At 64.6% G+C, this 12,056-nt stretch carries 15 protein-coding genes; 12 read left to right on the top strand and 3 right to left on the bottom strand.

Annotated features, from left to right (window positions below):
* Positions 1-4: 4 nt before the first annotated feature.
* From IPJ61_RS20315 to IPJ61_RS20290, 6 genes are all read left to right on the top strand, one after another.
* Positions 5-238, top strand: coding sequence for a hypothetical protein (locus IPJ61_RS20315; RefSeq protein ID WP_297112187.1), 234 nt, complete (start codon positions 5-7; stop codon positions 236-238).
* Complete coding sequence (locus tag IPJ61_RS20310) at positions 235-1,191, top strand: hypothetical protein (protein WP_297112185.1); 957 nt, start codon at positions 235-237, stop codon at positions 1,189-1,191. The genes IPJ61_RS20315 and IPJ61_RS20310 overlap by 4 nt, the downstream gene beginning before the upstream one ends.
* The gene (locus tag IPJ61_RS20305) at positions 1,181-1,561 is read left to right on the top strand and encodes a hypothetical protein (RefSeq protein ID WP_297112183.1); all 381 of its coding nucleotides are present in this window, start codon (positions 1,181-1,183) and stop codon (positions 1,559-1,561) included. The genes IPJ61_RS20310 and IPJ61_RS20305 overlap by 11 nt, the downstream gene beginning before the upstream one ends.
* 319 nt (positions 1,562-1,880) lie before the next feature.
* The gene (locus tag IPJ61_RS20300; RefSeq protein WP_297112181.1) at positions 1,881-3,566 is read left to right on the top strand and encodes a DEAD/DEAH box helicase; all 1,686 of its coding nucleotides are present in this window, start codon (positions 1,881-1,883) and stop codon (positions 3,564-3,566) included.
* Between the two features lie 104 nt (positions 3,567-3,670).
* Positions 3,671-4,342, top strand: a complete 672-nt coding sequence (locus IPJ61_RS20295; RefSeq protein ID WP_297112179.1) for an ERF family protein — start codon at positions 3,671-3,673, stop codon at positions 4,340-4,342.
* Positions 4,339-4,626, top strand: a complete 288-nt coding sequence (locus tag IPJ61_RS20290) for a hypothetical protein (protein ID WP_297112159.1) — start codon at positions 4,339-4,341, stop codon at positions 4,624-4,626. Before IPJ61_RS20295 ends, IPJ61_RS20290 begins: the two co-directional genes overlap by 4 nt.
* On the opposite strand, the gene IPJ61_RS20285 is transcribed toward IPJ61_RS20290, so the two are convergent.
* The gene (locus tag IPJ61_RS20285) at positions 4,611-4,994 is read right to left on the bottom strand and encodes a hypothetical protein (protein ID WP_297112157.1); all 384 of its coding nucleotides are present in this window, start codon (positions 4,992-4,994) and stop codon (positions 4,611-4,613) included. The genes IPJ61_RS20290 and IPJ61_RS20285 overlap by 16 nt on opposite strands.
* A 68-nt stretch (positions 4,995-5,062) precedes the next feature.
* On the opposite strand from IPJ61_RS20285, the gene IPJ61_RS20280 reads away from it, so the two are divergent.
* From IPJ61_RS20280 to IPJ61_RS20255, 6 genes are all read left to right on the top strand, one after another.
* A complete protein-coding gene (locus IPJ61_RS20280) occupies positions 5,063-5,605 on the top strand; it encodes a hypothetical protein (RefSeq protein ID WP_297112155.1) in 543 nt (180 codons plus the stop codon).
* Positions 5,602-6,225 (top strand): dTMP kinase, encoded by a 624-nt coding sequence (locus tag IPJ61_RS20275; RefSeq protein ID WP_297112153.1) that lies wholly within the window; start codon positions 5,602-5,604, stop codon positions 6,223-6,225. Before IPJ61_RS20280 ends, IPJ61_RS20275 begins: the two co-directional genes overlap by 4 nt.
* Positions 6,226-6,524: 299 nt before the next feature.
* Positions 6,525-6,791 (top strand): hypothetical protein, encoded by a 267-nt coding sequence (locus IPJ61_RS20270; protein ID WP_297112151.1) that lies wholly within the window; start codon positions 6,525-6,527, stop codon positions 6,789-6,791.
* A 9-nt stretch (positions 6,792-6,800) separates the two neighbouring features.
* Positions 6,801-7,748 (top strand): formylglycine-generating enzyme family protein, encoded by a 948-nt coding sequence (locus IPJ61_RS20265; RefSeq protein WP_297112149.1) that lies wholly within the window; start codon positions 6,801-6,803, stop codon positions 7,746-7,748.
* A gap of 582 nt (positions 7,749-8,330) precedes the next feature.
* Positions 8,331-9,626, top strand: coding sequence for a DNA cytosine methyltransferase (locus tag IPJ61_RS20260; protein WP_297112147.1), 1,296 nt, complete (start codon positions 8,331-8,333; stop codon positions 9,624-9,626).
* Positions 9,623-10,267 (top strand): Eco29kI family restriction endonuclease, encoded by a 645-nt coding sequence (locus tag IPJ61_RS20255; RefSeq protein WP_297112145.1) that lies wholly within the window; start codon positions 9,623-9,625, stop codon positions 10,265-10,267. Before IPJ61_RS20260 ends, IPJ61_RS20255 begins: the two co-directional genes overlap by 4 nt.
* Here the strand turns inward: IPJ61_RS20255 and IPJ61_RS20250 are convergent, their stop codons facing one another.
* Both IPJ61_RS20250 and IPJ61_RS20245 read right to left on the bottom strand, forming a co-directional pair.
* Positions 10,268-10,447 carry a hypothetical protein gene (locus IPJ61_RS20250; RefSeq protein ID WP_297112143.1) on the bottom strand — a complete coding sequence of 60 codons (180 nt, stop codon included), beginning with the start codon at positions 10,445-10,447 and terminating at the stop codon, positions 10,268-10,270.
* Positions 10,444-11,409, bottom strand: coding sequence for a DDE-type integrase/transposase/recombinase (locus IPJ61_RS20245; RefSeq protein ID WP_297112141.1), 966 nt, complete (start codon positions 11,407-11,409; stop codon positions 10,444-10,446). Before IPJ61_RS20245 ends, IPJ61_RS20250 begins: the two co-directional genes overlap by 4 nt.
* Positions 11,410-12,056 lie beyond the last annotated feature (647 nt).

Here is a 12,056-nt window from a genome sequence, read left to right as displayed (position 1 = left end):
CAAGATGTGCAACGGTAAGACGGTCGAAGCCGAGGGCTGCGAGTTCTGTCCCGAGGGGGGCTACTGCGATGCGTGCTTCTACAAGCACTCTGAGGCGCGACAGCATCGCGCCGAGTGCAAGTGTGTGTTGTGTGTGCGCTGGTCGCGCATCCTCACGGCGCGAATTCACGAGGGGCGCGTGCTCGACGCGATGCGCCGCGCTGCGGTGATGCTCTCGGGCGGGTCGGTGGCGTTGTGAGCGCCGCAGAGAAGGGCGAAGACGCCCGCGGGCGCGTGCCGCGACGCGATGTGTTCTACGGGCACGATGACGACGTGACCATCCTCGGAATCGACACCAACGACGGGCCAGAGCACCCGTTGTTCGACGCGCGCATCTCGCTTCCGATCACGGATGACGACCTCGCGAGCGTCGAAGAATTTGGGGTGAAGGCCCCGATTCTGTGCTGGCGCAACCCCGTGTCGAAGCGGGTCGAGGTGATCGACGGCATCCAGCGCACGCGCTGGGTTCGCGCGCTCAACGCGACCCGCAAGCCAGCAGACAGAATCCGTCTCCCGCGGCTGACGGAAGCCGGGATGACGCTGGAGCAGGCTGTTGACCTCAAGGCTGTGCTGAACGCCTTTCGCAAGGACAACGACCACATCGCGAAGGGTCAAATCGTGGAACACCTCCAGAAGAACGGACGCACCCGCGAGCGCATCCGTCTGCTTCTGAACGGCGTGAGCCTTGTGTCCATCGACAACTGGCACCGGCTCTACAAGAAGGGCATCCCCGCTCTTCACGCCGCCGTGCGTGACGGATCGTGCCAGCCGTCCGCAGGCTGGGAAATCGCGAAGGGCACGCCCGAGCAACAAGAGCTGGCGCTGGAGCGCATTCGCGCCCACATGAGCGGCGCGTCTGCGGCGTCACAGAACGCCGACAGCGCCGCACCGAAGGCCCCCGTCAAGCCCCCGTCGGTCAAGGACACCGCCGCCGACGCGGCGGGCGACCGAGGCGCGGACAAGATCAAACCGCCGTCCAAGAAAGTGCTTCTGGCGCTCGCTCCACACTCGCCTGTGATGGTGGCCGACGTGCTGGAGTGGGTCTGTGGGCGCAAGCGCCTCCCCGACGGCGCGTGGTTCGAGGAGGCCGCGCAAGCAGTGGGCATCGCAGCGCTCAAGAGCGACGCAATCGGGGGCGGCGGTGGCGAGTGACACCCGCGAGGTAGACGCGGAGCGCATCGCCCTGGTGTGGGCGGTACTGACGCACTACGCGGGGCGTGGGGGTGACACCGCACACGGCGCGAGGGTGCGAGCGCAGGCTGCGGCGCGTGTGCTCTGGATCGTCTCGACGGGCGGCGACACCGAGGCCGAGATGATCGACGCTGCGGAGCGCGTGACGCTCGACGGCGGGGCGCGGTTCGACGCGATCAAAGGGTGCGAGGCATGGGAGGCGGCGCTGGACTCGACCATCGAACGCCTGAGCGTCGCCGCGCTGTTTCGCCCGTGGCTGTCGCTGGCGGTAGACGCTCGACGGCTGGCGTGGGGAGCGTGGCAAACGCTCATTGACCGGAGCGCAGAGTGACGTATCTCGAAAAGATCGCGCTGTGGCGCACGGCGGGAATCTGCCCGTGCGGGAAAGAGCGCGCGAAACCCGGCGCAGTCTACGGGCTCGCGTGCCGAGAGAAGCGCGCGGAACAGGACGAGGAACGCCGCGCGGCGGGGAAGTGTGTCCGGTGCGGGCGAAGCCGCGGGAAATGCAGGAGCAAGAACCATTGCCGCCGCTGCTTGAACCGCGCAAAGCCACCCAAGCGCACCGACGTCCGCGCGTACAGGTGCTCCAACTGCGGGCGCACGGGGCATCAGTGTCGTGTCTGTCCGCACCCCGAGAAAGGGAGGTTGCCGTGAGCGCCGTGCGCCTGGGTGTCGATGACGGGCAAATCACGCTTCACCCCCTCGGGCATCTGGACGAGGAATTCGACGCCTACCGCGACGCGGTTCGGGTGGGCGGCGCGAGGTACGACAGAGACGCGCGTAAAACCGTCTGCGCGCCAGAATGCGCCGCCCGCACGGTCGCAGCGCTCAAGGCTGCGGGATTCGCCGTCATTGCCTCTACGGAGGCGCGTAGCGCCCTCTGGAGCCTCGCGGAGCGAATCGGCGCGGATGAGCAGCGCGCCCTCGCGCGCCTGAACCGAATCGAGGAACGCACTGGATGGCGGTTCCGGGGCTACCAACGCGACGGCGCGGTGTGGCTGGCGTCGCGGCGAGGCGCGATCCTCGCGGACGAAATGGGCCTCGGAAAGAGCTGCCAATCGCTCGCAGCGCTCCCCGAGCGCGGACGCGCGGTGATCGTCTGCCCTGCGGTGGTGATTGGCGTGTGGCTGCGCGAGTGCGCCACGCTGCGTCCAGACCTTCGCGTGAGCGTTCTGCGCGGACGGCGGGGGCTCGACCGTTGGCCCGAAGAGAGCGAGGTGGTGATTGCGAGCTACGAGACGCTCCCCGACACCATGCCGTCGGGCGACGTGCCGGTGATTACACTGATTGCCGACGAGGCCCACGCGCTCAAAAACGGGCGTTCTGGGCGGGCGCGGCGATGGGGTTCACTCGCGGCGGTGGTGCGTGCGGCGGGCGGCGCAACGTGGTGCGTGACCGCAACACCGCTCACCGATGAGCCCTTCGACCTGTACAACGTCGCGCGGGCGGCGGGTGTAGCGGAGGTGATTTTCGGTGGGTGGCTGGGATTCCTTCGCGCATTCAACGCGGAGGAAACGGAGTACGGGATTCAATTTGGCGAGCCCGAGCCATCGCTCGGGGCTCAAATCGCTCGCGGGATGCTGCGGCGCGCGAAGGGTGAGGTGCTCTCAGAGCTTCCACCGAAGACGTACCAGACCCTTGACGTGGACGTGACGGGCGAGGTGCGAGCGCTGTGCGATGAAGCGCTCGCGTTCTGGAACGGAGCGGAAACGGAGGATCTCAGTGCGGTCGAGAAGCACACAAACAACCTTGCGGCGCTCGATGCACTCGCGCGATGCAGGGAGTTCGAGAAGATCACACGAGCAAGGCGGGCGCTTGCGGGGCTCAAGACCGCTCACGCGCTGGCGTACTGCAAGCAGGCCGACACGCCGATGCTCGCGTTCTCCGCGCACGTCGGACCCGTCCGCGCGCTCGGGGCTCTGGAGGGGTGGGGCTTCATCGTGGGCGACATGGAACCGTCCGCACGGACGGCAATGGTCGATGCGTTCCAGCGCGGCAACCTTCGCGGGCTCGCGCTCACCATCGGCGCGGGCGGTGTGGGGATCACGCTCACGCGCGCAACCGAAGTGTTGTTCGTAGACCTCGCGTGGACGCCCGCTCTCAACGACCAAGCGGAGGACCGCGCGCATCGCATCGGCCAGCGTGACCATGTGACGGTGCGGCGGATCGTGGCAGACCACGACCTCGACCGGCGAATGCTGGAGGTGCTCGGAGGAAAAAGAGATTTGATCGCGGCCAGCGTGGACCGTGCGACCGTATCGGAGAAATCCTCTTTTCTGTCTGTTTCAGATTCTCTCCGAACGCTCTTGAAAACTGGAGCGTCAAATGCCAAATGAGGACTGCGAAACGTGCCTCGCAGTGCGCTCCATCTGGTGCGGGCGAGTGAAGCTCTGCCGGTGGTGCGCGCCGCACCTGTGGACGAAGACTGAGGGAGAGAAGCGTGGGAAACGAGAAAGAAATCAGGCTTCGGATGGGTGCTCACGGTCTGACGCAGATGGGCGAGGCGCAGGGCGTGTACCGGAAGCTGGCGAGCGCGTGGAAAAGCCTCGCCTTCCTCCGAAAGAGCGCGAAGGTGGATTACGGAAAGGGCGGGGGGTATCAGTACACCCCGGCCAGTGAGGTGACATCGGCGGTTCACAACGCCCTGGTGACAGCAAACCTCATCGTCGGCGCGTCGCGCGTGGTGGCCGTCTCGGGCGACCATCGCGCCGCACTGGTGACGCTGGAGGTGGACGTGATCGACCCGGAGGACGGGTCGCGCACCACGTTTCAAGGCACGGGAGCCGCTTCGGACAGCGGCGACAAGGCGCTGTCGAAGGCAAACACCGTCGCCATGCGGTACTTGTGGTTGGGCGCGTTCCAGATCGCCACGGGCGACGAGGACATTGCAGAGCACCATGCGCGCATCTGTCTTGACGGGCTGCGGATGGAGCTGTCGGCCTGCGCTGATGCGTCGGCCTGCGCTGATGCGTTTGTCGCGCGGGAGGGGGTGCTCGTCGGGACGCTGGAGGGCGACGCCAAGAAGATCCTCGCGGCGAGGCTGGCGAAGCTCAACGTCACCGACAGGGATGCGATCCGCGCCATCGTAGAGGACGCTCGGGGACGGCGGTGAGCGAGCGCGCAGTCCGCATTCTCTCGCTCTACAAGAGCCTCGTGAGCGAGGTTGAGGCGCTCGACCTTGCGCCGAGCGGCAAGAGCAAGGGCGTTCAGGAGGCGATTCTCGGCGCGGTGAAAATCGAGCTTTCGCGAGCGCTGTTCAAGGCGCTCGTGAACGCCACAATCGACCCGTCCGCGCTGACTGCGCTGCGGGTTTTGCGGGTTGCGGGGAGGATTGACGAGGACAGGGAGGGGGCGGAAAGGAGCGAGATTGAGGCACGCGGTCAGGTGGGGCGGTAGTAGACGCGGAGCGTGCCCTTCACGGCGTTGTTGCCCGTGTAGAGCCAGAGCGCGCTCCCGGCGACGACGGCGCGCTGCGGGCCACCGGCCAGAGGAGCCTCAACATTGAGCCCCTTGACGGTCGTGTCGATGTCGCCGCAGCGCTGATCGCCCGCGCCGCCCGTGGCCGAGAAGAGGGCCGAAGTGCTGGCGTGGCCCGTCTCGACCTCGAACTCGACGCGGGCGATGGTGAAGCCGAACGGCGAAGAGGGGATCAACTCGTAGTTCTCCGTGCCGCTGGCGATGGTGAACTCCGCGACCTGTTCGATGGCCGCAGACCCGATGCCGAGGGCATCCGACGTGACGGTTCCGATGCGTTTCTGGCCCATTTGGTGATTTCTCCTGATTTTGGGAACGTGTGCAGCCGCGAAGGTAGCACAGAAAAGACGAAGAGAAGATGAACGAGAACGTCAAGAGGATTCTGGTCCGCAACGGAAGCGTCATGCAACAGGCGTGGAACGAGCTGGTGATGGCGTTGAACACCGAAGAGACGAACGACAACGATACGCAAGCGGTTCTGTACCTCAACGGCGTGGGCTACCGTCCCGGAAACACGGGTATCGGAGTCGTGGTCGGCGCTGGGCTCCTGGGGGCGGGCTGGAGCCGATCGACTGACGGCATGATCGTCTGCACGTCGCCCGTTCCGCCCGAGGCGGTGATCGCCCTGGAGACGTTCAACCCGACGCTGCGGGAGTTCCGCGCGAAGGCGGTCGGACAGCTTTTTGACAGGTTCCTGTCGGTCAAACTGGCGGCGGGAGCGACCGGAGAGCGGTTTCGTCTGGAGGCGCGCGACGGCTTCGCGCCGTGGCAGATTGCGGGCGCTCTGCCAGACGGCGATGCGGTGCGCGCGGCGTACTTCGACCAGGAAACGCTGGCCGCGCGCGAGGCGCTTGTGGCCGAAAACGAGGACATGCCACCGCTGGCGGGAGGGGTGAAGTGAAGCCCGTTCTACTCGTGATCGAGGGGCCTGACGGCGTAGGCAAGAGCACGCACGTTCAGGCGCTTGTGCAGGGTCTTGAGGTGCGTCTCGACATGGCCTTGAACGTCGTGTCATGGGCTCACCCACGCTTCATCGGAGATGACCCGTGGCAGCGTGCGCTCTGGTACGCGCAGTCTCGGGCGCGCTTCGCCTCGGACGTGCGCGCAGGCCGCTACGATGACTTCGTGGTGGTGATCGACCGCTGGTATTTCTCGACGCTGGTCGCCTCGGACGTGGACGAGTTCCGCGCGCACTGCCCCGGTGAGCACGCGCCCGCGCTCCTCGATGATCTTCGTTTCGGGATGCAGTGGCTTTGCCGCGCCGAGATGAGCGCCCTTCCGCCTGTGCGGGTGATCTTGCTGGACGCGCCGAGCGAGGTGATCGTGAAGCGTCTGCAAGACCGCGGAGAGAAGGTGCTTGATGGCAATGTGAGCGCGCAGCGGTGCGCCTACGTTGGCGTCATGCAGGCAACGCGCGCGGCTGTCGTGAACACCGCAGACGCGCCAGAAGTTTCACGCGCGCGTATTCTCGAAATCGCGCGCGGGATCATCACGACGGCAAGTTCCATCAGCGTGCCATGAACTCGCTTTCCGAGATTGACCCGAGAGGACGATTCGAGCCCTGCGAGTGCGAGGGTGCTCCAGCGTGCGAGAAGTGCGAAGGGAACGGGGATCAAGAATGCGGCAAGTGCGACGGAAGAGGCCAGTGCGATCACTGTAACCAGACGTGCAATCTGTGTCATGGAAATGGCGAGATTGAATGTGACGCCTGCGACGGCACGGGTCGTGTTGGATGTTGCCAGAAGTGCGGAGGGTGTCTCAATGAGGACGTTTGGCAGACGATCCTCGCAACGACAACAGCCAAGTTTCTAAGCACGAAGATGCAGAAGACTGTTGCGAAAAAGGTCGCAGGGGGGCCAAGCAACGCAAGGGTTGCCATCGAATACAGAAAGGATACGGGCTCGCTCGTGGTCTACGGGCTGACGAAAGATGCCAAGATTCCTGAGATGGGCTGGCATCCCGACCGAGACAACAAAGGCAAGACACTCGCAACCGGCATGTGGATGTACTGTTGTCCGTCGGAAGAGTGGTGGAATAGCGCGCTAGACCTTTTTGATACGATCAAATCAACCAAGTTTCCCGGCTAAGAGGCAATCATGTATCACCAGTGCAAAATCCAGTGGCGTCTCAAGGGTCAACGGTTCTGGATTGACTACATCCAGAACGATTCGCAGGACTTCGCCGCGCTCATGGCGATGGACGAAATGCGAGGAAAACTGCTCTCCTCCGATGCGGTGGACGCCATCGCTCGGAACCTCACCGCACGGGATGGCGTGCCGGTCGCGGGGGAGCCGCTGACGGAGGATTTCTGCACGCTAGCCGCGCTGATCGGCCAGGGCTTCGTTCCGGGGCATCATTGGCGCATCGTGAGGACGAACGAGCCCAACGCTGCGCGCTCACACTTTGACCGCTTTCCCGATGGGCGCGTGTGGCCCGCCTGGGTTGAAGTGATGGGCGAGGTGGACGCCGAAGGCGCGCAGAAGTACGCCGCCGCATGGCCGGTGAAGTTGGAGAGGGGTGCGGCGCGGGGCAAGGTGATCGAGACGGAGCACCTGTTGCCCGATGGAACGCTCACGCCGATGGTGTTCTGCGCGCCGTCGCTCGACCAGCCGGAGGGCTACTGGTTGGCAAAGTTCCCCGTGACGGTCGGGGAGTACACCGCATTCGTCAAGAACTCGGGATTCGTAACGGCTGCGGAGAAGGAAAATGCCAACCGCACGTTCCGCAATCCTGAGTTTGAGCAGACGGAGGCACACCCCATCGTCTGCGTCAACTGGTATGACAGCGTGGAATTCGCGAAGTGGGGCGGGCTCGCGCTCCTCACCGAAAAGCAGTGGGAGTACGGAGCGGTGGGGCCGACGAAGGCTCAGTACCCGTGGGGCGAAGAATCCCCCAACGACAGCCTGTTGTGGTGGAGCGGAACCACACAGCGCAGCGGGACGTGTCCGGTGGGGCAGCACATGGCGGGCGCTGGGTACTTCGGCGCTGGCGACATGGCAGGCAACGTGTGGGAGTGGACCTGTAGCGAGTGGAAGCCGAAATGAGAGTGTTTGTGCGCGGCCTCTGCTACGGCTCTGGCCTCAGAAGCGGGATTGGCTGGTTGCCTGTACAGCACGGTTACTGCGAGGCCGCGCATTCAACCATCATGCAGAACCGAGGGTTTCGAGCGGTGAGGGTGGAGGTTGGGCCGTGATGGTAAGCGTCGGGGGTGAGAACACACCGCCGAAGCGCCACGGGCGGGACATCGACGCGGCCGACGCCCGGCGGGGGCTTGGGGCCCCGCCCAGGGGCGGGCCCACCGCAACGCGACGCGCACGGCGTGCGGGCGCCGCGGGGACGGCGGCGGCAAACCGGGGCGACCCGCCCCTGCGTGGACGACCGGGTGCTGGCCTGATTTGAGGTGAATCAGGCCACCTCGTTGGCACGGAAACCAACCCGTACCACTGCGCCCGCGCGGACCCCAAACTGTACCACCTCAGAGCTCCGAGGAATTTGGCCCAACGCGCCGAGTTCTCATCCGAGCCAGCAAGGTCTTCCGGTGGCTGGCGCAGGCGCAACCGGCTCGTAGACCGGCTCGACACCACCGAGTCGTGCTGGCGCACGACGACACCAACAGGAGACGATCTATGAGCGCGAAGATGGCTGTTTCTCGGCAGTATCGAACGGATGTTGACGGCACCCGCCGTCGTAGGGGTACTGTCCGAACCGACGTGACGCAGACAGTCGAACGAGAAGCGTGCGAAGTGCCTGGGTCAGATCACTGCGAGAGCGGCGATGTTCCCGTCGCCCCTCTGCGCTCCCTGGAACTCTTCACCGGGGCGGGCGGGCTTGCTCTTGGAACCCACGCGGCGGGGTTCCATCACGTTGCGCTGATGGAGTGGAACGAGGATGCCTGTGCAACGCTGCGTCACAACGTGGCCTCGGGCGCAGTGAAGGGCATCGAGGGGTGGCGTGTACGCCGGGAGGATGTTCGATCCGTAGACTTCGCGCCCTTCGCCGATGCAGACCTTTTGGCAGGGGGCGTTCCATGCCAGCCGTTCAGCGTCGGCGGGAAGCACCTCGGCATGGACGACGAGCGCAATCTGTTCCCTGATTTTGTCCGTGCAGTTCGCACGATCAAGCCGCGCGCATTCATCATCGAGAACGTCAAGGGGCTCCTGCGGGATTCCTTTCGGCCCTACTTCACGTACATCCTTCTTCAACTCACTCATCCTGAAGTCGCTCGGCGCAAGTCTGAAACGTGGGCAGAGCACCTGTGTCGCCTGGGTAAGATCAAGGAGGACTCGTCTCAGTACCGAGTGTCCTTCCGACTGCTCAACGCAGCGGACTACGGCGTGCCACAGACCCGTCAGCGTGTGTTCATTGTCGGTTTCCGCAGTGACCTTGCGCCGACGTGGCAGTTCCCGACCCCCACTCACTCATACGACGCCCTGATGCGCGATCAGTGGGCTACGGGAGCCTACTGGAAGCGGCACAATCTCTCCGTTCCCAAAGTGAAGCCTTCCTATGCGGGATCAACGATTCAATCGGTGATGACGCTGCCTTGGGCTACGATCCGCGACGCCATCTGCGATCTCCCGCGCCCTCGCACCGATCGGGAAGCCGCTGGCGTACTGAACCACCGCCTCAACCCCGGCGGGAAGACGTACGCGGGTCACACTGGCAGTCCGCTCGACTTGCCATCCAAAACGCTCAAGGCAGGCGTTCACGGGGTTCCTGGCGGCGAGAACATGATCGTCATGCCGGATGATTCCGTCAGATACCTCACCGTGCGCGAAGCTGCGCGAGTGCAAACCTTTCCTGATGCATGGTGGTTTGAGGGAGCATGGTCTGAGGCCATGCGACAACTTGGCAACGCCGTGCCGGTGCGTCTCGCTGAGACTGTCGCCCGAAGCGTTGCAGATGGATTACGAGGCAGATGACTTCACCCAACGAGTACAACCCGCTCGACTATCAAAACCTCACAAAACACTGCGTTGACGAACTGATGCGGAGAGGTCCGTTTGAGTTACCACTCGAACAGGACTTCTTCGGTGCTGGCGTCTACGCGCTATTCTACACAGGTGACGATCCGGTCTATGCCAAGATCCGCTCGCCTGATGCCGAGTGGCCGATCTACGTAGGCAAAGCGGTTCCGCCTGGAGGTCGCAAAGGCGGCGGCAAACCAGCCGCACAGTCCAAGTCGTTGAGCGGGCGTTTGGCCGAGCACACCGCCTCAATCAAGGCGGCATCGAACCTGTCGATTGACGACTTTCTATGCCGCTATCTCGTTGTCACACCGCTCTGGATCACGATGGCCGAGCGTTTCCTGATCGAGCACTATCTGCCGCTTTGGAACATCGGCATGGACGGCTTCGGCAACCACGATCCGGGGAGTGGCCGTCACGCCGGAGAAATCACTTGGTGGGATGCGTTGCACCCAGGTAGGTCGTGGGCCAAGAAGTTGAGTCAGACGAAGACGCCCGCTTCGGCCCAAGCACACCTGAAGAAGTTGCTGGCGAACTACGAGACGACCCCCAAGGCCGTTAGCCTAGAAGACATTGAGCCGCACGAAGACGAATAACTACTGGTTGGCTCGGTTTGCGGCCAGAAACGCTTGCAGGCTTGCGTAGACCACGGTGGCTTGAACCGCGCACCCGAAGGGCATGAACGTCGGGGGCAGCGTGACGAGCACGCGCCCGTCGTCGAGCACCTCGAAGGGCAGTTCACCGAGCGTGAGACGGAGCGGTTCGCGGCGCTTCACAGCGACACCCCCGTCCCTGGTAGCGAGAGCTGGCCCGGTAGCGGGGCTGCACGCGAAGGTCTGCGCCCGAAGGTGCCGCCCGTGGGGCGCGGGGGTGGCAGTGGGGGCGGGGGCGGCGCGTCGGAGGCCGCAAGCGCCTCGGTGATGAGTTCCTCCATGCTCCAGACGTGATCCGTCAAGCCCGCTTCCATCGCGGGCGTGACGCGCAGGGTCATGTGAACCCGCGTGAAGTTGTAGGCCGCAAAGTGGAGAGCAGCCGCCGCTTGAAGGTGCTCCAGGCGCTTGCTGTAGGCGTTGGTCAACCTCGTGAAGCGGCGCATCTGCATCCGCGTCGTGAGGTTGCTGCGCTCGACGTAGGAGGTGCTGATCTTGTCCTCGTCGGGCGCTCCGATGACTACGCGCTTGACGCTCCGCGTGACGCGCCCGCGCGAGTAGCGCACATCGTCGCGGCTCGCGCCGTCCGCAGAGTCCTTCGCGTAGGTCTTCATAATCTGCGCGAAGTTCACGCGCGACCCGAAGGCGGCTTCGATGGCCTCGACGTAGATTTTCAACCCGTCGGTCGTGATCTGCGGGGCACCGAGCACGCGGCCTCGCAGCTCGCGCGCGAAGGCGTGGCCCGCCTCCGAGGAGCGCTTCCCCACCAGATGCACGGGCACCAGTTTCGTCCGCGCGTCGATGGCTACCCAGGTGTACGCATCGCCGTACTCCGCAGGGTCGCCGTCGCGAAGATGGCCCTCCTTCTTGCCGATGAAACACCAGATTTCATCGAGCTCCATCACGTCGCAGTGGAGATCGCGCATCCGCTCGTCGAGCAGACAGCGACACCCCTCTCCGACCGTCAGGAGCAGGTTCGTGACCGTCTGACGGCCCACGTCTACCAGCCTTGCCGTTGCGCGCAGGGAGGTGCCTTCTGCGAGAGCAGAGACCACCCTTACGCGCTCCTCCATCGAGAGCACGTTCATCGCCCTATTGCCTTCCTCCGGCGGGCGCGGCACGATGGCTCGTGTCCTCGTGACACCGCGAGACCGTGCTGCCAACCAGCCGGTGTTGCGGCCCCTCCCCGTGCTTGTAACGCGGGGCGGGGCACTACTAACCTCTGCGATTCAGTGTACTTGCGCTGGGCTCAAAGTCTAGCGGAAACACCGTAAAACAAGGGGTTTCCGCGCGATGGTCGGCTCTCGTTTGGAGGGGTGTTGCGACCCTCCGCGAGCGACCGTCACCGCGCGCCAGGGCACCCTCAACGGCACTCCGTCAAGGTGCTGAACGTCCGTCGGTGGCGGACAGACGCAGAAGGTTTCGCGGGCATTCTCACGCGAGCGCGGGGCGTGACGGAGAATGTCACTCGCTCGGTGCGGGCGGCAGTCGTGATGGTGGGGTGGCGGGCGGTGACGCGCTCGGAGGTCGAGCGACGGCGGGAGCTGGCGGCGGTCGGCGGCGGCGCCTGGTCTGCGGGGGCCGACGTGGCAGGGAATGTCCGCGTTCTGGCTCCAATTTTCTGCGCCACATTGAGACGTGCGAAGGGCGTCAGAAATCAAATCGTACCACTGCGTCGCGAGCGACTTGAAACCGTACCACCTCGACGCGAGCGACTTGAAACCGTACCAATCAA

It is taken from the genome of Tessaracoccus sp., from assembly GCF_016714275.1.
Classification (GTDB): domain Bacteria; phylum Actinomycetota; class Actinomycetes; order Propionibacteriales; family Propionibacteriaceae; genus Arachnia.
This window is presented reverse-complemented; position numbering and strand designations above follow the sequence as displayed.